The sequence below is a fragment of the Pedococcus sp. 2YAF34 genome (genome assembly GCF_052114585.1).
Lineage (GTDB): Bacteria > Actinomycetota > Actinomycetes > Actinomycetales > Dermatophilaceae > Pedococcus.
On sequence record NZ_JBFRFA010000036.1, the window covers coordinates 13437 to 37644 of the forward strand.

The window sequence follows — 24208 nt, forward strand, 5'->3', positions numbered from 1 at the left end:
TAAGTTCATGCACACATCACACGCCGACGCGTCGGTGAGGTTCGCCCGTCATCTCGGGCACGAAGGGTCGAGGAACAGGTGCAAAAGCGAAAGCTGATTGAGGTGGCTCTGCCGCTCGAGACGATCAACCGTGAGTCAGCACGGGAGAAGTCGATCAAGCACGGTCACCCCTCTACCCTCCACATGTGGTGGGCCCGACGCCCACTCGCAGCGGCGCGCGCTGTTCTCTTCGCTCAGTTGGTCGATGACCCGAGTTCGGACCCATCGCTCAGTGAACCCGAGCAGCGGTCGGAGCGTGAGCGGCTGCACGGCATCATCGAGCGGCTCGTCGATTGGGACAATGTTCACGATGAGCGCCTTCTCGCGGAGGCACACACGGAAATTCTCAAGTCCACTGGCGGCAACCCTCCGACAATCCTGGACCCGTTCGCCGGGGGCGGCACCATTCCGTTGGAGGCACAAAGGCTCGGGCTCCAGGCCCATGCCTCTGATCTGAACCCAGTAGCTGTCCTCATCAACAAGGCTCTGATTGAGATTCCACCGCAGTTTCGGGGGGTGCCCCCTGTCTTCCCGGGGCTGGCTGACTCTCAGATTCGTAACTGGTCGGGGCTCTCGGGCCTTGCTGCGGACGTTCGGGCGTATGGCGCGTGGATGCGAGATGAAGCGACAACAAGGATCGGGAAGTTCTATCCAGCGGCAACTCTGACTGACGGCACCTCGGCCAAGGTGGTGGCCTGGATTTGGGCACGCACCATCCCTTGCCCCAACCCGGCATGCGGTATCGAAATGCCGCTCACGCGTTCGTGGTGGCTCCGGAACAAGAAGGGGAACGAGCGATATGTGGTTCCGATTGCAGTGGCCGATCCGTCGCACCCTTCCGGGCAACGCGTCGAATTTGAGATCGCCTCGGACCCCTTGCGGGCACCGACCGCTGCGACTGATGGCACCGTCGGACGACTCGGCGGCCGGTGCTTTGCCTGTGCCACTTCGGTTCCCCTGACGTACATTCGAGAGCAAGGCCGTCAGGGCAGGATGGCCGCTCGGCTGATGGCAATTGTGGCTGAGGGGAACCGTCAGCGCGACTACCTTCCTTCGAACGACCTCCATGTCGACGCCGCCAACGTCGAGCGGCCGGCCGATGTCCCGGACGGCGATCTTCCGAACAACCCGAGGGACTTCAAGACTCCTAACTACGGGATGACAACGTGGGCCGACCTCTTCACTAACCGGCAGCTCCTGGCTCTGACCACCTTCAGCGATCTGGTGGCCGACGTTCGAGCACGCGTGCTCAGCGACGGTGGGAGCGCCCAATACGCGGATGCGGTGGCTACATACCTGGCGATGGCGTTGTCGAAGCTGGCTGACCGCGGTTCAACCATCGTGACGTGGTTCCTAGGTCGCGAAAGCACCAGGAACACCTTTGCTCGTCAAGCCGTGCCCATGACGTGGGACTTCGTCGAGCCAAATCAGTTCGCCGACGGCACAGGCAGTTGGCACGGAGCCGTCAACTGGACGGCCGAAGCGCTGGATGGCGTTCCGATTACCGGACCGGTGGGGATAGCAGAAAGCGCGGATGCTGCTTCACGCTCATATGCGGGTGTTCTCATTAGCACGGACCCCCCGTACTACGACAACATCGGCTACTCGGATCTGTCGGACTTCTTTTACGTCTGGCTTCGCAGAAGCCTTCGGAGCATTCATCCGGAACTTTTGTCCACCATGCTCGTGCCGAAGGCTGAGGAACTGGTAGCAAACCCTTACCGCCATGACGGGAAGGAGGGCGCCCGGAACTTCTTCGAGGATGGGTTCCGCGCGGTTTTCGCCCACGCTCGTGAGAGTGCTAGCGCGGAGTTTCCAATCACGGTTTGGTACGCGTTCAAGCAGAGCGAGTCTGATGCACTTGGCGAAGCTTCGACGGGCTGGGAAACCCTTCTCGAGGGGATGATCAGGAGCGGCTGGGAGATCACCTCGACGTGGCCGAATCGCAGCGAGCTAAGCAATCGGATGATCGCAAGCGGAACTAACGCCCTAGCGTCATCCATCGTCCTGTCGTTGCGTCCGCGAGGGGCTCAGGCACCTACGACCGATCGGCGCGGCTTTATCGCAGCGCTCGAAGCTGAGCTTCCAGGCGCGCTGCGCAAGCTTCAGCAGGGGCAGATCGCACCGGTAGACCTTCCGCAGGCGGCCATTGGCCCGGGCATGGCGGTGTTCAGCCGCTACGCCGCCGTCCTGGAGCCTGACGGGAAGAAGTTGACTGTCAGATCTGCCCTGGCCCGCATCAACGAGATCTTAGATCAGGTCCTAAACGAGCAAGAGGGCGACTTCGACTCGACGTCTCGCTTCGCCATTGCCTGGTACCGGCAGCATGGCTACGGCACTGGCAAGTTCGGCGATGCCGACAACCTCGCGCGAGCTCGCAACACCAGCGTGAACGTAATGGATCGCGACGAGATCCTAGTCAGCCGGGCGGGCACGGTTCAGCTGATCAAGCCGTCAGATCTGACGTGGGATTACGACGTCCTCAAGGACTTGCACACCAGCAACTGGGAGGCGCTGCACCACCTGATCAAGGTGCTGGAGCGGGACGGTATCGCGGCGGCCGGGGACTTCCTGCAAGCCGCCTTGACCCGGCCGGACGGCGCTGTCGACGCGGACCTTGTCAAGGAGCTTGCCCACCTGCTGTTCCGCATCGCCGAGGGCAACGGCTGGACGAAGGACGCACTCAGTTTCAACACCCTGGTCACGAGCTGGCCGGAACTCCTTGAAGTCGCCCGGAGCGTCAAGAAGCCTGATGTTGAGCAGGAAGCATTCAACTTCGACGAGGGAGACGAATGACATGGGCTTCCTGACACCGATGTATGAGCTCGGCGAGTACTTAACCTGGACGCGGTCTGGGGAGATCCAGCTCCCTGACTTCCAGCGTGGGTACAAGTGGGAAGACGAGCGCATCCGTCAGCTTCTGGTGACGGTACTGCGTGGCCACCCATTAGGCGCTGTCATGCTTCTGAAGACCGGGAACACCCAGGTCCGCTTCAAGCCGCGCGCGATTGAGGGCGTTGACCTCACAGCGGGCACCGAAGCGAAGTTTCTCCTGCTGGACGGCCAGCAGCGTCTGACGTCGCTCACTCAGGCGCTCAGCGGCGACGGCGAGGTTGCCACGAAAGACAGCCGCGGCAAGTTGCTGGACCGCCGCTATCTCGTCCACATGGAAACGGCTCTCAGCGACTCGAACCGGGTCGATGAGGCACTTATCAGCATCCCTGTTGACGGCGTCGTCCGGACCAACTTCGGCAAGGACGTCGTACTTGACCTGGGCGACCACGACAAGCAGCGCGAGCACGGCTACTTCCCGCTCCACCTGCTCTACGGCGACTACATGAGCTGGATCCTGGAGCTTGACGATCGTGAGCTCGGCAAGCGCTTCCACGAGCGGTACATCAAGCCGGCCGCGACCTACGACATTCCTGCGATTGTCCTCGACGAGGGCACCGACAAGGCAGCCGTCGCCACCGTCTTCGAGAAGGTCAACATCGGCGGCCTGCCTCTGAACGTCTTCGAGCTCCTCACGGCAGTCTTCGCCGGAGATGCTGGCTACTACAAGAAGTCGGGTGAGGATTTCCGCTTGAACGACGACTGGAAGGAGACCCAGCTCAAGTGGTCGTCTTATCCGGTCCTCGCTGCGGTGGAGAACACCGACTTCCTCCAGGCACTCACGATGCTCACCACTCGCAAGCGGAATCTCGCGGATACGTCTGACCGCCCGCCCGCGATCTCTGCCAAGCGCGAAGATGTCCTCAAACTCACGCTCGTTGACTACCTAGAATGGCGCGATGCGCTGCGCGAGGCCTTCACGTGGGCGGCCACCTTTCTCGCCGATCGCCATATCTTTGCTCCTCGTGACGTGCCGTACCCAAAGCAGCTGGTGCCATTGGCCGCGATCAAGGTCGTCCTCGGCAAGGATGCTGACCTCATTGGCGTGAGCGAGCGGCTCATCCGCTGGTACTGGTGCGGCGTGCTCGGAGAGCTATACGGATCGGCGATCGAGTCGCGGTTCGCACGCGACATCGAAATGGTCCCGGCATGGGCACAAGACGAGTCAAGGCCGGTCCCGCGAACTGTTCAGGACTCCAACTTCACTGAGTCGCGTCTTCACTCGCTGCGGACCCGGAACGCCGCTGCTTACAAGGGCATCGCTGCGCTCATCCTCGCGGGCGGTGCGCGCGACTGGATGGAGGACAAGGCGCTCGACAAGGTGCAGTACGTCGACCTGGCAGTCGATATCCATCACATCTTCCCGCAGAAGTGGTGCAACGACACCGGGATCGATGACGAGCACCGCGAGAGCATCATCAACAAGACGACCATCAGCGCACGGACCAACCGAACGATCGGCGGAGCCGCCCCGTCCTCGTACTTGAAGGTCATCGAGTCCCGCGCGCAGCTTCAGTCGCCGCGCCTAGACGAGTTGCTGGGAACCCACCTCGTACCGGCAGACATGTTGCGGGCGGACGACTTCGACGGCTACTTCAAGGCGCGCCGCGAGTCGCTGTGCAAGCTCGTTGAGGCCGCCATCGGCAAGAACGTCCAGCGGGATATCGACCAGGGCTTCGCGGACGAAGACTCCTCCCAGTTCGAGCCGGAAGAGCTCGCGGAAGATCGCCCGACGGAGACTGACTGACATGGCACTGAGCAACCGCGACCGCATCGACCGCATGTTCCAGGTCTTGGCTCCGGCACTCGATGACTTCATCGCGACCGTCGTTGGCCAGGGAGATCCCTCGCTTGGTGCCGTCTGGACGAAGCTTGTCCAGGCGAAGGACAGCAAGAACGGAGCGCCGTCGACGAAGTCGTACGACGCCCTTGACCCGCAGGTGCAGTTCAGGATCCTCACCGAAGGCAACATCACCGCCGGGTTCAAGCCGGGCTGGTACCCCTTCAACCAGGCAATCGGCCGCGCGGGGGAGACGTTTGCCAGCGAGCTTCGCGAGGTGCGCAACGAGTGGGCGCACAACAAGACCTTCACCGACGACGACGCCTACCGCGCCCTCGACACCTGCGAACGACTCCTCAAGCTGATTAGCGCCGCCAAGGAAGCGGATGAGGTCCGTGGCATCCGGTTGAACTTGCGCCGTGTCACTGCTGACAAGGACGACAGGAAGGTCCTTAAGGCAGCCGTCGACAATCCCGAGGCCGCGGGCCTGCGTCCGTGGCGCGAGGTGCTCCAGCCCCATGACGACGTCGCCACGGGAAATTTCCACGCATCCGAGTTCGCCGCCGACCTTTACAAGGTCGCGACAGGCGGTGAGGTCGACGCCGACTATGCCGACCCGGTTGAGTTCTTCCGCCGCACATACCTGACCGAGGGTCTGCGCGACCTCATAGGCCGAGCCGTCCGTCGCTTGGCGGGTGACGACAACGCATCGCCGGTCATCAATCTGCAGACCAACTTCGGTGGCGGCAAGACCCACTCCATGCTTTCGCTTTGGCATGTGGCCGCGGGCCTGCCTGTTAGCGACTTCCCCCAGGAGACCCAGGAACTGCTGACCGCAAACGGCTACTTGGCCACGAAGCTCAACCGGGTCGCCATCGTCGGTAATCACTTCAGCCCTTCCGGCGTGACCAAGAATGACGGAACCCAGGTCAACACCATCTGGGGCGAACTCGCTTGGCAGCTTGGCGGCACCGAGGCCTACGCAATCGTTGCGAAGGCCGACCGAAACCGCACTCATCCGGGCGATGCTCTCCACGAGCTGCTCGCCAAGTACGCGCCGGCCGTCATTCTCATCGATGAATGGGTCGCATACGCCCGTTCCCTGGTTGGTCGCGATGACCTCGCCGGTGGGACGTTCGACGACCAGTTCACTTTCGCCCAATCGCTCACCGAGGCGGTCAAGGGCACCAACGGCGTCCTGCTCGCGATCTCGATCCCGGCGTCGGAGACAGGAGACGCGAACGACAAGATCGCCGTCGGGAACGCTGAGGAGGTCGGTGGGCAAAACGGCCTCGAAGCACTTAAGCGGCTTCAGAACGTCGTACGTCGTGTCGCCGACCAGTGGCGTCCCGCGTCGTCCGACGAGGCCTATCACATCGTCAAGCAGCGACTCTTCAAGCAGCCTGACGCCGCTTCCCTCGCAGCTATCGGCGCGACGGCCAAGGCCTACGTCGAGATGTATCGCAAGTACACCGACGACTTCCCGCGTGAGGCTCGCGACTCTGCGTACGAGGACCGGATCAAGGCGACGTACCCAATCCATCCTGAGCTGTTCGACACGCTCTACGAGGAGTGGTCGTCCCTCGAGCGCTTCCAGCGCACGCGAGGTGTGCTGCGGTTGATGAGCACTGTGATCCACGCCCTGTGGACAGGTGAGGACGCCGCGCCACTGATCATGCCCGGCTCCATTCCGCTGGCAACGTCGAACGTCAATTCGGAGCTCACCCAGTACCTCCAGGACTCGTGGAAGACCATCATCGACGCGGATGTCGACGGACCGAACTCTGAGCCGGGCAGGATCGACAAGGAGAAGCCTCTCTTCGGGCAGCGCGCCCTCACCAAGCGCCTGGCGCGGACGGTCTTCTTTGGTGCCGCCCCGACCATCGCGCCAGGCTCCGTGCACAAGGGCCTCGGCGCGCAGCGAGTGTTCCTGGGCACCGCGGTGCCCGGCGATGTCCCCGGCAACTTCCATGCGGCGCTGACTCAGCTCGGCGACCGCGCTACGTACTTCTACTCCGGCTCGGGCAAGTACTGGTACGACGTCCAGCCCAACATCACCCGCACCGCCAAGGACCAGGCCGAGCGACTCCACAAGGAAGACGTTTGGGCCGAGATCGTCCGACGACTTCAGGACCAAGGTCGCAAGCGAGGCGACTTCGCCGGCGTCCACGTCTGCCCAGAGTCGAACGCCGACATTCCTGACACCGACGAAGCTCGCCTCGTCATCCTTCACCCGAAGGTCGCCCACAAGCGCGGGGCGGATTCTGCCGCCAAGGAGTTCGCCCACAAGGCAACCGAGCAGCGCGGCAGCTCAAACAGGACGCACCGCAATGCGCTCGTCTACCTCGCTGCGGACGGGGCCAGGCTCGAGGAGCTCGATAGCGCGACTCGGGATTACCTCGGTTGGACGCATGTACTCGCCAACGAGGCCGACCTCGACCTGACCCAGAACCAGAAGAACCAGGCATCGCAGCGCAAGGCTCAGGCCGACCAGACGGTGACTGCGCGTCTGCTGCAGAGCTTTACGTGGGCCTTGGTTCCAGCCCAGCCAGACCCGGGCGCGCCGTTCCTTATCAAGGAGACCAAGGTCGAGGGGCAGTCCGACGCTCTCGCCGACCGCGTTTCGCGACGCCTTGGCAACGACGGGGACCTTTCGACGCGGCAGGCGGCTGCGACGATCCGTCTCGCGATCGGCAAGGTCCCGCAGATCTGGAAGGACGGTCACGTCTCCTTGCGCTCGCTGTGGGGGCTGTACTCGCAGTACCCCTATATGCCGCGCCTACGTGACCGTTCCGTCCTTAACGCGGGCATCATTGATATGCCGATGATCTGGCAGACGGACGCCTTCGCGCTCGCGGCCGGTTATGACGCGAATGCCGGGCGCTACATCGGCCTCTGGACTCCCGAGGACAAGGAGAGCGCCCCGGTCGCGACGGACTCGCTCCTACTGGTCCGCCCGGACGTGGCGCAGAAACAGCGCTCAGAGGAGCCCAGCCCTGCACCCGCTCCAGGCCCCCACCCCGGTCCGTCGCCGATCCCGCAACCTAGCCCGGGCCCGTCGCCGAAGGTCGACATGGTTTGGCCCACCCGCTTCTACGGGGTCAAGACGCTCAACTCCGACAAGATCGCGCTCGATTTCAGGAACGTCGCCGACGAGGTGCTCGCGCACCTTCGTTCTGGCGAAAACACGAGCGTGACGGTGCGGATCGAGATCGAGGCAACGGACTCCGAGGGGTTCAATGAAAGCCGCGTCCGTACGGTGTCCGAGAACGCCCGCACCCTCAAGTTCGATCAATCGGGCTTTGAAGACAGCTGAAGGCGGCTAGCGCGCCCGTTAGCCCTCCAATGGATGTAGTCGAGGCACATCGCCCATGCGCCACGCCCATTCACCTGGCGCATGGGCGTAGCTCCGCCCTTACGCTGCTACTGATCGTTGCTCACCTCTGCACATCGGCACCGAATACGGTCTCAGCCGCCTTTATGGCCGCCTCCTCACCGAGGGCCGGTAGGACATGGGAGTAGGTGTCGAGGGTCAACGCGATCGAGGAGTGGCCGAGTCGCTCGCTAACTACCTTGGCGGGGACGCCGTTGGACAACATCAGCGTGGCATGAGTGTGGCGGAGGTCGTGGAACCTAATCCTCTTCAAGCCCGCCTTCAGAACCAGCAGGTCGAAGTGATCACTGACATGGTCAGGTCGCTCCGGTGCGCCGTTCTCCCGGGCGAACACAAGATCGTGGTCCTCGTAGGCACTCCCCCAAGAAAGCCGGTTCTCTGCCTGTCGCGCTCTGACTCGCCGCAGCACTTGGATGGTCCGCGGATCGAGCGCGATGGACCGAAATCCGCTGCGTGTCTTGGGCGCTCCCTCCTCGAGCAGTCGCCCACGCTGGCTGATCTGCCGTCGAATCGACACTCGCCCAGCGGCGAGATCAACGTCTGACCAGCGCAACCCAACGGCCTCGCCTCGGCGAACGCCAGTCATGCCGACAAAGAAGTAGACCGGATGCAACGGGTCTTCTGCCACGGCGTCGAGGAAGGTCCGCAGCTCCGCTGCGGTCCAGACGTCGATGTCAGGCTTCTCAGGCACCTCGAGTTTCAAGCCGACCGCCGGATTGCGGAGGATGAGGTCATCAGCCAGCGCCGCGTTAAGTGCTACCCGGACTGTCGCGTGCACCCGTCGCAGGGTCGAAGCAGAGAGCGGCCTTCTGATCCCGTGCCGAGCGAGCGCAGCGAACATGGTCCTGAGATCACCCCGAGACAGTCGTTGGAGGGGAAGGTGACCTACGTGCGGGATCAGGTAGATGTTGACGTGGCTCTCATACGCCCGCTTGGTGCTGGGCCTCACGGTCAGCGAGGGCAACCATTGTTCGGTGAGGTAGTCCCCAACGGTCGTCCGATCGGGCTGCACGTAGGCGTTCTTCTGAAGAGCGGCCAGGACGTCGGTCAGGTGGGCCTGCGCTTGTCGGCGGGTCGCGAAGCCACCCTTCTTTCGTTGCCTGCGCTTGCCGTCTGCTCCACGCGGCTCGTCCCACATGACGGCCCACGTACTGCCTCGCTTGTGAACGTGGCCTCTCACGACCTCACCTCCAATCCATCGACGTAGCAACTACTTCTAGCGTGCAATTGACAGCCCTAAATCCGGAACTTCGTGCCACACAGTTGCTCCTTCGCCTTTGCGGCCTCTCGAAACGGCGACCGGAGATGGCACACGGCGACATCGGTTGGCATGCCGGCAGCCGTGGTAGTTACTCATTGCACCATTCAGCCCTGACAGTCTCGGGTGGGCGCGTATTCACGAGCGACCTAGGCCTTAGGCAGTGGCCTGAACGGCGGCCGAGGCGGCTACCGCTTCGCGCTCGAAGTAGGCGTCAGCCTCGCGGTAGAACATCGCCCCGGGGTTCCGCATGCTGTCGTCCACTTGGCGGTCCGCAAACCACTCCTCCATGGCCGCAACTACCACTCGCCTGCCATATCGCTCCGCTCCGTGGTGCATGACCACGGCCAGCAATGAGATGTCGACGGGGACGGTCTCCGGCAGCGAGCGGAGGGCCCATCGAGCGAAGAGGGACGCCGCGTGGAGGCTCCAGTCCGTTGTCAGGGAATCGGACCGCGTATCCGGGTAGGCCGCTGCGAGCTCTTGCGCCGTGGTCTCTTGGGTGACGGTGAGGACCGGCCGCAACCTAGGCGCTTTCCTACTCTTCCGCGCTCCAGCATCCATGCTGGTGCGTTCGTTAGATACGTTCAAATCGTTAACTACGTTAGTAGGACATCCCGGGGACGCCGACGTCTCCTGGGTGCCTCCGGCGGCCTGACTGAGTCTCAGTTCTGCGACAGCCCTGGCCAGCGGACCAGCAACACTCGAGGACTGGATCTGCCAACCACCAGCGGCCGTGGCGGGTAGGCGGATCAGGTTGTAGTCGATCGAGTAGTTGTTCGCTCGGCCCCCGCGGCGAGGTGTCAACAACATCCCGTGCGCGTTGCGCGGCGCGGTGGCCAGCCGGTCGACTCTGATCAACCCCATCGTCTCTAGCTCGTCGACGGCCCGCTGAACGGTCTTGGGCGAACATCCGATCTTCTTGGCGATGCTCTCGTAGCCCCAGAACGAGTCCCCGGTTTCGTAGTTCTGCCAGCGGCAGATGTGGCGGAGAACCTTCTGTTGGGATGGCTTGGGTAGCACCGGGCACCAGTGGTCGAGCCAATCGTTCTTCATCCCAACAAACTGCTCCTTGGACAACTCCGCCCACGGGGTGTCCACCTCCAAACCGCGCCGCGCCATGCCGCTTACTCCTTTCACGTGTGATGCGTGCTGTGACTGCCCACCTCGGCCTTCGACCTGGTTCGACTGGGCTTGGGCAAAGACCATCCGGTCTCGGCCCTGCCCGCCCCGCCCCACCCGTTATGTTGTTCAGGGCTGGGGCGGGGGCAAGGCGGCCGCCCGCTGGCTTCTAGAGGGATCGGGTTCCCGGCGGTAGCGGTGGGAGTCGCTTAGTTGACGTGGCGGTCTGTTCGAGGAGGGCTTCTAGTGAGGCGGCCGGCACAACGATGCGCCTGCCAAGCCGAAGGCTGGGCAGTTGGCCTTGCCGCACCATCTCGTACGCGAGTCCGCGGCCAATGCCAAGCGCCTCCGCGGCCTCGACCACGGTGAAGGTCAGCCGGGGACGCGCGCTGGCCCCCTGCATGGGAGGAGAGGTGGAGGCGCTCATCGCTGCGCCCCGACCACGTCAGCCGTGTGATCCGCCGCCCCCGCTGCTTCCCTCGCGGCTCGGCTCCGCGCTCGCTGGGTCAGCCTCTCCGCGAAGGTGCTGGTGGGTGCGAGTTCGACCTGCAGATCGTCAATCTCCTGCGAATGGTCGTCGAGGATGTCCTCCAACCACGCCACCTGACGCAGCAAAATTGCGACCGCTCCCCACGCATCGTCTGCCGGGATCGGGCCATCCGGCAGCGGTCCACCTTCGTGTAGCGCGTTCAGCGTGACCATCTTGACGCCGTCCACCATGCGTTCCATTTCAAACTTCATCGGTCATCCTTTTCCAGTTCACCTTGTGACGACGACTGTCGCCAGGTGAAGTAAAGAGGAAAAGATGAATGTCAACCAACACGGCTGAAATGCTTGTCACTGCCATTTAGTTGCTACTTCAAAATCATGGAAATTCGTCAATAATCCCGAAAAGTGCCAAACCGCTTCAAACGACCGTTCGAATGGCCTTCAATGTGATCTGCGACACGTCGCCCAAACCTGCTTCGTACGGCGTCTTCGCGCCGTAGAATTAGCGGTAGCTCACGAGCGGCAGCGACAAGCACCTGGCTTGCTGTCCAGCAACCTCCTCCGCGGAGGTGCTCCAGGGGAAGAGCAGACCGCACCCATCAGGGAGCGGTAAAGGCGGATCTCCACGGGCAGCCGAGGGGTCCACAGACCCCAAGGAGCACCTCCCATGCCCGGAATGAACACCCTCAGCGGCCCTCGAGCCACGCAGACCGCGCCCAAGAGGCAAGGCCCACCCCATAACGGGGACTATGGGGTAGTCCTGACGTTCCCCGGCGGGCACCCCCAGCCGCTTCCCACCAGCAGCTTCACCGGCGCTGACCTGGTCGCCGAGTTCGTGACCTGTCACCGCGGCAACACTCGCGAGGCCTACCGCCGCGACCTGGCCGACTTCTTACGCCACTGCGCCCGCCTCGGGATCGACCCGCTCCAGGCCCGTCGGGTCCACCTCGCCCGCTACCTCGAGGACTGCGAGAGGCAAGCTCTGGCCCCAGCCACCATCGCCCGCCGTCTGACCGCGCTGAAGGGCTTCTACCGCTACTGCCACGACGAGGGCCACCTCTCCTCCGACCCCTCAGCGCGGGTGGTCTACCGGCGGCAGCGCTCCCAAACCCGGCTGCGCGCCTTGAGCACCGACGAACTGGCCGCGTTCCTGCAGGCCGCCGACCAACACTCCCCCCGAGCGGCGGCCCTCGCGTGGCTCCTGGCCACCACCGGCCTGCGGATCAGCGAGGCGTGCACCGCCCGCCTCGAAGACCTACGCCCCAGCGCCGACGGCATCTGGCTGGACGTCATCTGCAAGGGCGGCGTGCGCCGGACCGTCCCGGTCCTCACCCCGGTCCTCACCCGCATCAGGACCCTCCACGGGCAGACCGCCACCGGTCCGGTCTTCGCCACCCGCACCGGGGCCGCGCTGGATCGGCACGCCGCCGCCCGCACCCTGCGCCGTGTCGCCGGCAGCGTCGGCGTCCACCCGTTCAGCCCGCACGTCCTGCGGCACACCTTCGTCACCCTCGCCCGCGCCCACGGCTGCGCCCTGGAGGACGTGCAGGAGGCCGCCGGTCACGCCGACCCGGCCACCACCCGCCGCTACGACCGCACCGTCGTTGGCACCGCCACTCACCCTGGGCTACCGCTCATCGCCGCCCTCCTGCGCCAAGCGCGCGATCTCGAGGCCGCTCCTGCTTCCGCGTTCCACCCTACCGGCGGCTAACCGTTCTGCGCCGAACGAAGTCGGCGCGCCTAACACCCCGGGGACCCTTAAACGGGGCCCGCCGGTAAGGGCTAGCCCGAGCGCTCACATCCGAGTACCGCATGCGGCCGGGGACAGTGGCCGACGTCCCCGTCCCGCACCTGATTCCCCTACCCATCCATCGATCGCCTCGAAAGGACCCTGATGCCGACGTTCCGTGAACCGACGACCCTGCCGTCCTACCGTCCCCAACCCACTCTTCCTCCGCATCGCCAACCCGCCAAAGCTGAATCGGAGTGGCCTAACGACCCCCCCCAAGCGTTCAAGGCCTGCAAGACCACGCCAAGGAGCCTCCGCCTGATGCCGATCAACGTGAGAGACCTGGCAGACCACGCGGATGGCTTCGGGCACGACCTAAGGGAAGAATGGTTCGGGGGTTCCTGTGGGGCTTTGCCATCGGGTACCTCTGGGAGCGGCACCCGGAAACGGCCCGCAAAATCCTGTTCATCCTGTGGGCGCAGGCCTCGCTGATCTGGACCTACACCGCCTTCTTCGACACCGAGGTCTCCGAGGGCGACGCGTTGTTGCAGTTCTGGTTCGCGATGCCGTTCTGGTGCTACCTCGCCATCAAGTTCTTCCTCAAGATCTCAAGGCCGGACGTTCCAGCGGCCGCGCCGCGGGAGGGCAACGACCGCCAGGCGGCGCAGCTGCCGCAGCCGGGAAGTCCGCATCTGGACTGGATCGAGGGTTGGCAGCAGGAGCAGGCCCGCAGGCTGCAGCAGCGTAGGAGACGGTAGGTGGGACTCCCGCGCTTCCTGGGAGCCGCTGCGCTCGACCGCCCTCCAACGATCGGCGTCTCGGGAGGCGCTGAGCACCCAGAGGCTGGGCTGCCGTCCGCACAGCAGAGCGACATCCGCGACGTTGGCGGCCAACGCATTTGGACGAAAGGACCCTCCGTGCCCACAACGGCTTTTCCGTCCCCGCGATCCCGTCTCCGGGATGGTCCGATCCGCCCCTGCGCCGCCGTCACCCCGCGGAAGGGAGAGGCGAAGGTGCGCAGATGACGTCATCCGAGGACCACGAGGACCGCGCGCTGCTTGCCTTGGCCCGCGCCGCGGCCCGAAACGCTCAGACGCTCATCACCGAAATCGAGCGGAACGACCTGATCATGGCGCAGGGGTACGCCAGTGCCATCCAGCGTCAGATGGAAGAGCTGCACCAGCAACTTGCCGCCCAGCGTGAGCTGGAAGGTCCCACCGTCTTGCGCGGACCCAACATCAACCCGTACAGCGACCCGTTGGACGGCCGCTTCGGTGACATGGGCGCGCTGAGGGCGAGTATGACCGTGGAGCGATTGCAGGAGTACTGCCGCTACTGGGACTGGACTTTAAATCGAACATCCAACCCGCACAGCCGTTGGTGGATCTCCAAGGCCATTTCGGCAGCCCAACGTGAGCTCAGCGAGCGAGGAGTAGACCCCTACTCGTGGCTGCCGGCCAACGGACCTTCATGAAGGAGAGCGTCGACAAGTGCGCAGGGGAGGGCCCTGGCGGCAAGACATCTCAACGACAACGCCGTTCCCTCTCCCGACGGCAGGGTTGTCGCCGCCACCTGCCTAGCCCCACTGTTGAGCAGAGTGGAGACCGCCTCACTACGAGGTCCTGCTAAAGGCTGCGCATGAGGGCCAAGCGCCCGACGCGATGCGGATCTCCGGCCGCCTGCCCATTGGCCGATATGCCCCCGAACGCTCATGTCCGACCACCACGGAGCTGGGTGATGCGGACAGAGCCGATGGCGAACAGAAGCCGCTCGTGCTTCCGCTTGCGCGGACTAGCCGGAGACGCGATCGCATCGGTGATGACCTTGAGTTCGGTCAGCACGCGGGCGCGAGCGGAGGCACTGCGGGCAGCCAGTCGCGCATACCAGGTGAGCTCGAGGCGCATGCCGAAAACGTTGCCAATCAGACCCACCGCGAGAGTGACCGCCAGTACCGAAGCTGATATAAGGCTGCGCCCCTCGAGCGGAGCAGAGGCAATTACCGCCGTCCCGAGACATCCCAGGCCCAGAACAGCAAGCACACTTTGAAGCCCGGCCAAGCGCCGCTGCTTCCATGTCCATATCCAGACGCTCCTCCAACTCGCCGGATAGCGGATGCCGCCACTGTCACGCAGCGCACCTAGTCGGGCAACCGGCTGCGCATCGATTGCGGTTTCCGGCAGTGGCAGCAACGAGGCCGCGAGGATGAGACGACACGTATGCCGGGTGCCCGACTCAGCAACCTGGTCCAGGCGCTCAGATACGTTACGCGCGAAGGCGGGGGTCGCCGGTCCTTGTTCGTCGCGAACATGCAGGTACAAGGCTTCATACGATTCCACGAGGTCCCAAGCAGTTTTCGCCGGGGTGACGATGAGGACAACAAGTGCAACAAGCAGGGTCATCACCCCGCCAAGGAGCCAGAACGCTCCGCTGCTGTAGAGAAGCGCCAGTCCCTGGGCACGCTGTTCGACCAGCAGGCTCGTCCCGACATTGCAGGCGGCGGAGGCCGCGAACGCAATGACTGCAGGGGCTAGCAGCTCTCGGAAGTGTTGTTGCCGCCGGTGCCGCTCTGGCCCTGAGAGCCAGTTATTCGGGTCGTTGGAGGTGTTGTGGTGGAGGCTTGCATTGAACGTGACCTCGGCCAGCCCAGTCGTCGCGGCAACGAAGGCGAAAAGCGCTAGGACAAGAATCAGGATGGACGCCACCAGTGGATCGTGCCATTCGAATGACTCTGCGGCATCGGCGGCCCCGAACCTCCCTACTGCACGTGACACAGCATCTGGCCACATGGATGCCGACCCCTCGGACATGCCACTCAAAGGGCTCCGCTGTCGTGCCGAACGCAATAGCCTGCATGTTGCCGACGAATTGTGAAAGAGGTCCCGGTGCCCCGCCTTTCTGAGCTGACCGACCCGACAGCCGTTGCCAATGCCATCGACGAGTTCCACACCTTGGGCCGCGACGCCTTTCTGAGCCGGTACAGCCTCGAACCCTCCCGCGACTACTTCATCCTGGCAGACGGCCAGCTTGTGGATTCCAAGCCCATACTGTCGGTGGCCTACCGCAACCAATACCCCGACCGGGGGTTGCTACCCGTCTCCGACTTCAGCGGCGGCACCGGCGGCGCGGTTCGAGCGCTCACTCGCCTAGGGTTCACCACGACCACTCCGGCCCTGCATCAGCCCCCGATTCTCGGCACCGAGTATCGAAGCCGTACAGAGATTCAAAGCGTGTACGGCGGCGACAAAGTCGCCGGGATCATCCGCTTCCCCGGCGACGCTGTTGTCAACGTCTTCTCTGACGCCGAAGGACCGTACGCCGACGACCCGCCAACTCTCGTCGAACCTTTCGGGTACCGCGGAGAAGGGCTGAGCGGACCGCAACGTCTGGACCGCGGCGGCAACGCCCGGCTCGAGAGCGCTTTTCAGGCAGAGGCCCCCGTCCGCTTTTGGTATCGCCCGAAGGGTGAGCCGTTCCGCTTCCTAACCTGGGTAGCAGTCCTCGGCCGTGCCTGGGTCGACGGTGAAGGACAGGATGGGCTTCCCCGGCCGGAGATTGAGTGGCAACTAGAAGCCGTTCCAGGCCAGGACCTCCGGACCTGGCCCGCGGACATAAGGGCAGCACAGGTCGACTCGCTGCAGACGGTCGAAAACAACCCGCAGGTGCCCGAAGCGCGCCCCAACGCTCCCTACGCTGACCTCATAGCGAGGGTGGAGCAACGGGGTCAGGGCCGACGGTCGACGGGCATCGTGCGTACTGACTACTCGCGCAGCGCCGCAGCCCGGCGGGCCGTGCTGGATCGCTCCAATGGCCGATGTGAAAGCCCCAGATGCACCGGAATGCCCGCGGAGTCCAACCGTCGCGGTGAACCGATCCTCGACGTCGACCACGTCCAGGACTTGGCCCTGGGCGGCGAAGACCACCCACGGAACATGGTGGCCTTGTGCCCCAACTGTCATGCCTGCAAGACACGAGGGGCGCGGCCCACCGAGTGGCGCAGAGAGCTCCGCAAATTGGCGGCGGCGGCTCACGACGCGGCGATGATGAATTCCTCTGGGGTGCAATAGGTTTGGGGCGGGTCCTACGCGTATGGCTAAGTCGCGAACCGCCTCAGCCGCCCATGTTCAAGAGCTCGACAAGTACGCCCTCGTATTCACGGTAGCCATCCGCGAAGAGCCACTTCGATAGCAGACCGATGGCAACGTCTTCCGGGGATGGTGAAAAGGCGTATGCCCCTCCGCCGAGGGAACGAAGCTCCAGTGGGACCGCCGCGCTAAACGACGTTTTGCCAGACATTCCCACTCGGCTCATTTGCCTGAGGTCAACAACGGATCCCAGTCCCGACCCCACTTCGAGAACGAGGTCGGCAAGCACCGCCGTGGAACAGCGCATGCGCGGGCGTGCGACAGACAGCACTCGCAGTGCATCGCTAGTGGAGCTGATCAACGCGGCGAGAGCTCGGGACACTTCCTTCAGCGTCATCGCTGCAGGCATCGGCTCCGAGGTGCTACTAGTTGTGGTTGGACGCCGGTCCGCTCCAAGGTCGGCCATCCAGATAGCTGCGCCCAGAGTGAATACCACTGGCGCACTGCTGAGTTCATCTATGCGATTGTCGTCGGGCAGCACTGCCTGCAGGCCGAGATGCAACGTGGACTGCTTCCCAGGGGCCTCCTCACCATCGGTCCGAGTTGTCTCAAGGTGCAGCTCCAGACGTCGGGCGGGTTCGACGTCCTTGATCTTCCAGTCGCCCGGCTGCGCGTGCCACGACGCCCCTGCTGATCGCAGCCAGCGCGCCATGGGTCCCTTCGACAACAACTTCAAAACCTCTGACTCGACCTGCTGCCATGCGGCCTCAGGTGTTGGTTTGGCGATGCTCACCGGCGGAAGAGGCTCTGTCGAAACCTGCACGGCCAACCGCAAGCTGAGGTCAGGACGCTGCCCGGGGTTTCCGAGCAGATCCGGCCGATGGTTCAAGAGTGCTGGGCTCCTGGGCACTGTCCGGAGGACCGGCAATTGTCGTGCCCCTTCGGGGTCTGTTTGGAGCGCGCGCACGATGTGGTCGGTGGCGATGCCCCGCCGATTCCGCCAGCCGAGATCCTCTTCCTCAAGCTTCGCTTGAGCGGTGTCGCTGTCGGTTGCCTGTTGCACAGCTACCGCCGATCGCACGTTGTCCAGTCCAATTCGTCTGAGGAAGGAGTACGCATCGAACCCCATGATGGTCTCGTGATGGCCCGACAGATCGGTGCCCGTCTCCACGAAGCGTGCAGCAAGGTCGGTGACGCTCAAACCGTCTGCGACGGCGGCGTCCAAACGTCGGTCCACCTCCGCTTCGCCCAGAACGCCATCCAACCAACGCAAGTAGAAGCCAGCGGGCTCGGCGGGCGCGGCATCACCCGCTCGGACGTTGCCCAAGAACCGGTCCCACACAAGCGAGGCTGCGGCGTCCGCCATCCGGGTGTACCAACTTGTCGACTGGGCCGCCTCCATCCGTCGGCCGCCCTGCGCTGATTCCCGGGCCAGCCGCATCGCCCGCAAGAAGTGCGGCAGCGATGAGGGTTCACCAGAGGGCCGGGCGAGCGTTTGGAGTAGAGCCGCTGGGTCCGGTCCTTCGGCAAGCGAGAGAAGCGCCGCGAGCCAGGCCACCATCGCGTACTCGAAGCCAACGCCGGCTCCGCCGGTTCCAATCTGATCGGGCAAGAGGCCCGTAACCACCTCCAGCAGGTGAGCGGCCTGCGAGGCAGACAGCTCGCCAGATCGTGCAGTAGCCCGACGCACGATGACGGCCGCACGATCACACTGGGTTGGCTTACTTGGGTCGGGACTAAGCAGCTGACGGACAGCAATTCCACTGTCACTTTCCACTCGGCCTGTGCTCGCCCACTCCTCCAGTACGGCCAGCAGAATCGCATCGCTCAGATCACCGCTGATTGGGCCCAGCGCGAAGTAACGGCCCACCGTGTCCGGATCACTGACACGCCGGTCCCGCCTTCGGCGCTCCTCCTCATAGACGAGGCCGGCATCCTGGTTTGGGTCCAACAGGGGGAAGAGCCTTATCAGTGCGGCCCGCACTCTGGCGTGATCTCGTAACGGGACGTTCACGCGATTCAGCGCCGTCTCGCTCGTCACAGCCACCCGAGATTCCCCGTCTTCTGGGAGGGAACGGCGGACCAGCAACGTTCGCTCCGCCGCCAGGAACCGGTACAAGGTGGGGTACGTGGTCCTCAGCAGCGAGATCACCAGGAAGTCCACAATGTCGATTTCCGAGGCTCCGACGAGCGGTAGATATATCCGAAGTTGGGACAGGAACCGTCTGATAGTCCGAGGCTCGGTGAGCGCGCCCTTCAGGAGGCGCTCCCGCTCCTCAGCGAGCCGCTCCTGCTGGTCCTCGGTCAGCGCCGAATGACCTGTCAAGCTCAACACTTCAGCCAGTCCCTGCTCGAACAACCCTTGCGCTTGCTCCGGCCTTGTGGGCGGCTGCTCCAGGGGAAGGGTGACGATCTTTTCGAGAAACGCTAGCGCCCGCGGCATATCCCCTTTAGCCAGGGTGGTGTTCGATAGGACGTCCAACAGTGTCTGCTGATCGTACGCCAACAAGTAATGCACGTTCGGGAGCCTGCCAAGCACCCGCACGGCCTTAAAGAGAGCCAGAAGTTCATCAGGCTGTAGTCGATCAACGTCGTCGACGATGAGGAGGATTGGTTGGCCAAGCTCAGCTAGCGCCTTTCCCAATGATTCCGTCTGTTCGTGAACCGTCCCCTCTCCGGACAAGCGCTGGAGGAGTACATCACTCACCCCCTTCGCGACCGAGCCACCATGAGGAACGGCCAGCAGCAGCGGGGTGAGCAGCGTGCCATATTTCTTGAGAGCCGCTCGAGCCTTTTTTCCCTTATATCCACTTGCTGGAATCGCGGCAGATATAGCGGTCAGGAGTTCAGCGATGATTGCGTCCGGCCCGGAAACGGCCCAGGGCGTTAAGTAATTAACCTGCCATGTCTCACGGTTCAAGCTACGCACGATCATGTTGACCGAACTGGTTTTACCGCTTCCCCATGGCCCCACTATTCCGATGACCGTACTGTCACTGGTCACGGCCAGTTCGTTGAAGAGTTCGGTTGCCCGCGTGATGAAGGGCTCGCGCCCCAGACCATCTTGAGCTACTTCTTTGAGTGCAGAGTCGACGAGCCACTCGGCACCGGAAGCCCCTTGGCCGCTAGGCGACTCCACCTCAGTCACTTTCCACCTTCATCAAACAGACGTTCTCATGGCACACCGCCCGAGCGGTATCGACTACCTGCGCAGATTAGCGACCCTGCTGATGCGCATGCCTGAACGCCACGTACGAGACGGTGCAGGGCCCCGACAGCGGATGCTGATGTGACGGAAGTGTCTCAAACTGCCACATTGCGCACACTCCAGCGATACGGTCACGAGGCCCCCTGCCGTCTTGATCGCGATCTCGAATGGATGCTGACCCGTGAACCTTGTACAGGCCCTTGAGGCCGTTGACACACCGGTTGCGCTGCGAGGTTCGAGCGATGCCGGTTTAGCCAAGCAGGTGAACGAAAGTAAGGATTCTCTGGGGGGATTCGCTCCGACACCGCTATTGGAGGCACCGGTATCAGTGCGATTAGCGGACGTCCTCCTCCGGTTGGCGCAGGCCATGCGCCCCTTGTACACGGCGGATGTCTACGACATGCACACCCATTGGGCGCTCCTCCGCTACCTCGGCGTGTTCGGGTCCCATGGCGGAAGTCCTGGGCAGCCCGTGTTCTTGTCTGACGCAGGCCGACGAGTGGTCGGCAACCAACGTCGCGTGATGAGCGAAGAACTGGGCGTCGGCTTTGCAGTCCTTCTCAGTGAACGCTGGATGAGAGGCCGAGTACCTGGCTCACCGACCTTTCGCACAGTTGATATCGATGTCGCGCTCGCCAATCGCTCCATCAAAGCCGCACGGGCGCGAAAGAGCGTGGAAGCCGTAGGTGCCCACCGCCCCGACTACATCTTGATCGGCGACCACCCAAGCTCCCGGGGGCGCATGCGGGTGGCCATGCTGGAGTGCAAAGGAACGAAATCGCCAAGACACAGCCTCACCCAGTTGGTCCGCGCCTCCCATCAGTTGCGCGGCGTTGCGATTGCGGGCCGACGTCCGGCTGGACTAGCTGTGAGCACCATCATCGGCGACTCTCACATCACCTTCAATGCTCTACAGCTGCTCCCCGACGACGACAAGCCACACTCAGGACCCTGGGCCGCCGGGGCCCCACCGACGCACGCCGACAGCGACGTTGAGGTGGTTGACGTGGACGTCGACCGGCTGGGGCCGGACTCACCGGACACGACGATCGAACCAATCGCCGCGCGGGGTGTCGAGATGGCGGCCATAGGGCTGAAGTCCTCCTTCGCCTTCCTTGCGGACTTCAGCGGGGACGATGAAGCCTTTCGACGGTGGGCTCCCGGCCTGGTACGAGCGAAGCTCGGCCGAGGTGCTGAAGATCGTCGCAATCGCACAGAGGTCACCACCGCCGACGGAACGCGCTATATCGGCGTCCGCAACAGAATCTCTTTGCCAGGAGGCGACATTCACGCCTTCATGGGTGTCCGTCAGGACCTGGACAGGGCCCTTCACTCAGGTGATCCCTCTGCCGTTCTGGACGTGCAACGTTCCGTTCACTCGACCGATATGTCCCCGCGGCGGGAAGGTGTCACGGAATCGGTGGAAGCGATCGGCACGGACGGTGCTGCTCTTATCCTGACCCCTGTTTAAGAACACGAGGCCCAGCATTGAGACGCAGTCATGTGGACTGCCGAGTAGCCGTCCCCAACAAGCAGAGCCGGAAGAGTGCAAGTAGCGGCGGGGTGCTGCCGCTGTTCGCCAGAACGTAGCAATACCGTGCCAATCACGTGATGCCTAGGCAGCTGACGGCCATCCCCAACATATGTCTCACGACCCGGACAGTGGCCTGATGAACGACTCCTAGCGGCCGATCGAGACCGCTCGCCGTCATGTGCCTTCAGTGCCTCCCGAAGGACAGCCGCGGCACCCGTGAAGCGCTCGCCGGGGCAGTCCCGACGGGCGCGGGGATACGGATCGCTGACGTCCGGACGAGGTAGATGACACCCGTACCCCGACCTGTTAGCCTGCAAGATCACCAAGGGAGTTCGACAGCGCCGGGGGAACCGATGGCAAACGACGTCCTTATAGAGGTGCAGAAGGTTGCGGTCCGCGGGGATCGGCAAATCGCGGCACCGCACGTTGTCACCGAGGAACTTGAAGCTCGCCGTGAGGACATCGAGGCAGCGTTGGACGAGGTAATCTCACTCGGACGCAAGGCGATGGAGAAGGCAGCGCCGAGTGAACTCGGCGTGACCAGTGTCGAGATCACGTTTGGTCTCAAGTTAACTGCTGAGGCGGGCGTCATTGTTTCCAAAGTGGGGGCCGAGGCCTCCCTTGAGATAACGGTGAAGGTTGAGCGGGTTGCCGGTGCCGGAACCTAAACCCTCCGAATACTGCGTCGCCGTCCAAGGGCCAGGTTCCGATGGCGGGGGCTTTTTTGTCACGGATCGCTTTGCTGTCACGGCCGCGCACTGCATCAGCGGGCTCTCGGATGGGGACGAGCTGCAGCTTGAGGTCTCGTCTTCGGGGCACCGGGTCAACGCAATCGTTGACCAAATCGTAGATTCCCATGATGTAGCCCTACTGCTGCTTCACTCGAAGGTCGGCAGAGGGTTCCCTGACACCGATCGGGCGCAGTCGAACGACGCATGGTGGGCTCCATATCGGCCAGATACGACGGCCACAACCCTTAGTGGGCGCGTAACCATTTCGGACGTGTCCTATCGTGCACAGGGTGGTGGCCTCATTCGGGCTTTGGAGCTACGCAATTCCGTTTCTCTGGGTGACTATACGGGCTACTCGGGTGGTCCGGTAGAGAAGGGCCGAAACGATGCTCGAGGGGGGGTCATTGGCATTCTCATTGAACAATACCCTGACCGGGTGGCGGATCGTCGCGCAACCGACGCTCTCTTCGCTGCCCAGATAGCTGAGGTGTTGGCGCTATTCACTGCACTCAATCCTCTGAACGTCGCGCGAAGACTAACAGGCGAAGAGAAATTTGATAGCCTTATGAGGGCCAGGGACGAGGGTCGACTCGATGAGGAATCTCGCGCGGCAGCAAGGGCGGTGGAGAAGCTTCAAGCACAAATCGGCGAGCTATATGGCCACGTGCAACGGGGGCACTTTAGCTCTTCCCGGCTGACCGACATACTCCACAAAATCGGTTCAGAGGTGGGGCGTGAGCTCCTTGAATTCGATGACGACTGACCACCTTGTCGCAACGTCGAGCATGGTTCCGCGCCAACAGGGCGGCGGCCCGGGGAGTGCACCAAAAGAGTATTCCCAAGTTGGCGAGAAGAGACTAAGGACGCTCTATTGGGGCGCTGTTGCCGAACAGGCGACAATCGACCTCATTTCGCTTCACGGTCGACCTTCGGCCCGGCAGGACTCGCTCAAAGCCCTATGGACCCTATCCTCGGCAAAGTTTGAATTGGCACGCCTAGATGGGAACGTTCGGGCTGCGGAACTGGCGCTCGAAGGCCTTGACATCGCCCGTCAAAGGTTATCGGCGGAGCTAGGTCGCGACCATCCGGATATGGTACTCGCTCGCAATCGATGCGCTATCGCGGCATTCTTGGTGGCGGAAACCTACGATACAATGTCCCTTCAGAGCGCCTGCGGCATTCTCGAAGAGACGTCATCGTCTGTACTGGACTCATTCGGTGACGCCTCCGACGAGGGTCTCAATGCCGCGAGCAATCTGGGATCGTCCATGCTTGCTGTCGCTAGGCGGTCGCAGGATTCTGCAATCTATACAAATGCCCTGGCCATTTTCAATCGGGCAGCTAGGCTTGCCGAAGAGGCCAAGGCCGACCCGCACCTCGCCATACCTTTGGCTTATAAGGCCGCGTCGCTGGAGTTTGAAATGGCACGACGCGAGGCGAGTTTGCCTCTCCTTCACGCCTCTCTCGAGCGACTGAACCGGATCGTCACCCGTGGCAGTCGTCAACTTCCGGAGAATTCGCCAGTCCTTCTGGCGAGCGTCGCCGAGAGGGCATTTTGCTCTCTGCTTGTCAGCCACGGCGGCAAGACCGGCCATCCGCGCTCACATCCTTCGGAAGAAGTTGTGCCCATTGCGGAAATTGCGTCCGTGGTCAGTCAGCTGCAGCGAACACTCTGGCGACGTGTGAATGCTGGGGGAGCCCAACACGTCGCCATCAACGACATCGGCTCTGAGGAAGACCTCCTTTCCGCGATCGACGCGACCCTCAAGGACTTCAACGACGGCGACATCGTTAAGGGAATCATCGTCAAGGTCGACCGGGACGAGGTCCTGCTCGACATCGGCTACAAGACCGAGGGTGTCATCCCCTCGCGCGAGCTCTCCATCAAGCACGACGTCGACCCCTCTGAGGTCGTCAGCGTCGGCGACGAGGTCGAGGCCCTGGTCCTCC

17 protein-coding genes and 1 riboswitch are annotated in these 24208 nt (G+C 63.2%); of the genes, 11 read left to right on the plus strand and 6 right to left on the minus strand.

Annotated features, from left to right (window positions below):
* Positions 1-78: 78 nt before the first annotated feature.
* From AB4Z02_RS15910 to AB4Z02_RS15920, 3 genes are read left to right on the plus strand one after another with little or no spacing between them, the layout of a single operon-like run.
* Positions 79-2835: a DUF1156 domain-containing protein gene (locus AB4Z02_RS15910; RefSeq protein WP_441972138.1), complete on the plus strand. Its 2757-nt coding sequence runs from the start codon at positions 79-81 to the stop codon at positions 2833-2835.
* A gap of 1 nt (position 2836) precedes the next feature.
* The gene (locus AB4Z02_RS15915) at positions 2837-4678 is read left to right on the plus strand and encodes a GmrSD restriction endonuclease domain-containing protein (RefSeq protein ID WP_441972140.1); all 1842 of its coding nucleotides are present in this window, start codon (positions 2837-2839) and stop codon (positions 4676-4678) included.
* Between the two features lies 1 nt (position 4679).
* On the plus strand, positions 4680-8027 hold the full coding sequence (locus AB4Z02_RS15920) for a Swt1 family HEPN domain-containing protein (protein ID WP_441972142.1): 3348 nt from the start codon (positions 4680-4682) through the stop codon (positions 8025-8027).
* 121 nt (positions 8028-8148) lie between these two features.
* Here AB4Z02_RS15920 and AB4Z02_RS15925 read toward each other — a convergent pair whose 3' ends face one another.
* The 4 genes from AB4Z02_RS15925 to AB4Z02_RS15940 form a co-directional block, all read right to left on the minus strand.
* Entirely contained in the window at positions 8149-9243 is a 1095-nt protein-coding gene (locus AB4Z02_RS15925; RefSeq protein ID WP_441972143.1) for a tyrosine-type recombinase/integrase, read from the minus strand.
* A 276-nt stretch (positions 9244-9519) separates the two neighbouring features.
* Positions 9520-10485: a helix-turn-helix domain-containing protein gene (locus AB4Z02_RS15930; protein WP_441972145.1), complete on the minus strand. Its 966-nt coding sequence runs from the start codon at positions 10483-10485 to the stop codon at positions 9520-9522.
* Between the two features lie 169 nt (positions 10486-10654).
* Positions 10655-10912, minus strand: coding sequence for a helix-turn-helix domain-containing protein (locus AB4Z02_RS15935; protein WP_441972147.1), 258 nt, complete (start codon positions 10910-10912; stop codon positions 10655-10657).
* Positions 10909-11226, minus strand: coding sequence for a hypothetical protein (locus tag AB4Z02_RS15940; RefSeq protein WP_441972148.1), 318 nt, complete (start codon positions 11224-11226; stop codon positions 10909-10911). Before AB4Z02_RS15940 ends, AB4Z02_RS15935 begins: the two co-directional genes overlap by 4 nt.
* Before the next feature lie 259 nt (positions 11227-11485).
* Positions 11486-11596, plus strand: a riboswitch (SAM riboswitch).
* Positions 11597-11809: 213 nt separating this feature from the next.
* Between AB4Z02_RS15940 and AB4Z02_RS15945 the strand changes: the two genes are divergently transcribed.
* The 3 genes from AB4Z02_RS15945 to AB4Z02_RS15955 all read left to right on the plus strand — a co-directional run bounded on the left by AB4Z02_RS15945 (position 11810) and on the right by AB4Z02_RS15955 (position 14177).
* Positions 11810-12685, plus strand: coding sequence for a tyrosine-type recombinase/integrase (locus AB4Z02_RS15945; protein ID WP_441972150.1), 876 nt, complete (start codon positions 11810-11812; stop codon positions 12683-12685).
* A 404-nt stretch (positions 12686-13089) separates the two neighbouring features.
* Positions 13090-13461: a hypothetical protein gene (locus AB4Z02_RS15950; protein ID WP_441972151.1), complete on the plus strand. Its 372-nt coding sequence runs from the start codon at positions 13090-13092 to the stop codon at positions 13459-13461.
* Between the two features lie 263 nt (positions 13462-13724).
* Positions 13725-14177 carry a hypothetical protein gene (locus AB4Z02_RS15955; protein ID WP_441972153.1) on the plus strand — a complete coding sequence of 151 codons (453 nt, stop codon included), beginning with the start codon at positions 13725-13727 and terminating at the stop codon, positions 14175-14177.
* A gap of 235 nt (positions 14178-14412) precedes the next feature.
* Here the strand turns inward: AB4Z02_RS15955 and AB4Z02_RS15960 are convergent, their stop codons facing one another.
* Positions 14413-15405: a hypothetical protein gene (locus AB4Z02_RS15960; protein ID WP_441972154.1), complete on the minus strand. Its 993-nt coding sequence runs from the start codon at positions 15403-15405 to the stop codon at positions 14413-14415.
* Between the two features lie 180 nt (positions 15406-15585).
* Between AB4Z02_RS15960 and AB4Z02_RS15965 the strand changes: the two genes are divergently transcribed.
* On the plus strand, positions 15586-16767 hold the full coding sequence (locus AB4Z02_RS15965) for an HNH endonuclease (protein ID WP_441972156.1): 1182 nt from the start codon (positions 15586-15588) through the stop codon (positions 16765-16767).
* Between the two features lie 43 nt (positions 16768-16810).
* Here the strand turns inward: AB4Z02_RS15965 and AB4Z02_RS15970 are convergent, their stop codons facing one another.
* Entirely contained in the window at positions 16811-19933 is a 3123-nt protein-coding gene (locus AB4Z02_RS15970; protein WP_441972158.1) for a P-loop NTPase fold protein, read from the minus strand.
* Positions 19934-20516: 583 nt separating this feature from the next.
* Between AB4Z02_RS15970 and AB4Z02_RS15975 the strand changes: the two genes are divergently transcribed.
* The 4 genes from AB4Z02_RS15975 to AB4Z02_RS15990 form a co-directional block, all read left to right on the plus strand.
* On the plus strand, positions 20517-21464 hold the full coding sequence (locus AB4Z02_RS15975; RefSeq protein ID WP_441972160.1) for a hypothetical protein: 948 nt from the start codon (positions 20517-20519) through the stop codon (positions 21462-21464).
* 416 nt (positions 21465-21880) lie between these two features.
* Positions 21881-22195 (plus strand): CU044_2847 family protein, encoded by a 315-nt coding sequence (locus AB4Z02_RS15980; protein WP_441972162.1) that lies wholly within the window; start codon positions 21881-21883, stop codon positions 22193-22195.
* Between the two features lie 499 nt (positions 22196-22694).
* Entirely contained in the window at positions 22695-23021 is a 327-nt protein-coding gene (locus AB4Z02_RS15985) for a hypothetical protein (protein WP_441972164.1), read from the plus strand.
* Positions 23022-23940: 919 nt separating this feature from the next.
* A partial coding sequence (locus tag AB4Z02_RS15990) for a S1 RNA-binding domain-containing protein (protein ID WP_441972165.1) occupies positions 23941-24208 on the plus strand: 268 nt, incomplete at its 3' end.

Coding starts and splice junctions, on each gene's coding strand:
- AB4Z02_RS15930 (WP_441972145.1), bottom strand. CDS start 10,485: ATGGCGCGGCGCGGTTTGGAGGTGGACACCCCGTGGGCGGAGTTGTCC.
- AB4Z02_RS15955 (WP_441972153.1), top strand. CDS start 13,725: ATGACGTCATCCGAGGACCACGAGGACCGCGCGCTGCTTGCCTTGGCC.
- AB4Z02_RS15915 (WP_441972140.1), top strand. CDS start 2,837: ATGGGCTTCCTGACACCGATGTATGAGCTCGGCGAGTACTTAACCTGG.
- AB4Z02_RS15935 (WP_441972147.1), bottom strand. CDS start 10,912: ATGAGCGCCTCCACCTCTCCTCCCATGCAGGGGGCCAGCGCGCGTCCC.
- AB4Z02_RS15950 (WP_441972151.1), top strand. CDS start 13,090: ATGGTTCGGGGGTTCCTGTGGGGCTTTGCCATCGGGTACCTCTGGGAG.
- AB4Z02_RS15980 (WP_441972162.1), top strand. CDS start 21,881: ATGGCAAACGACGTCCTTATAGAGGTGCAGAAGGTTGCGGTCCGCGGG.
- AB4Z02_RS15920 (WP_441972142.1), top strand. CDS start 4,680: ATGGCACTGAGCAACCGCGACCGCATCGACCGCATGTTCCAGGTCTTG.
- AB4Z02_RS15925 (WP_441972143.1), bottom strand. CDS start 9,243: ATGTGGGACGAGCCGCGTGGAGCAGACGGCAAGCGCAGGCAACGAAAG.
- AB4Z02_RS15940 (WP_441972148.1), bottom strand. CDS start 11,226: ATGAAGTTTGAAATGGAACGCATGGTGGACGGCGTCAAGATGGTCACG.
- AB4Z02_RS15975 (WP_441972160.1), top strand. CDS start 20,517: ATGAGCGAAGAACTGGGCGTCGGCTTTGCAGTCCTTCTCAGTGAACGC.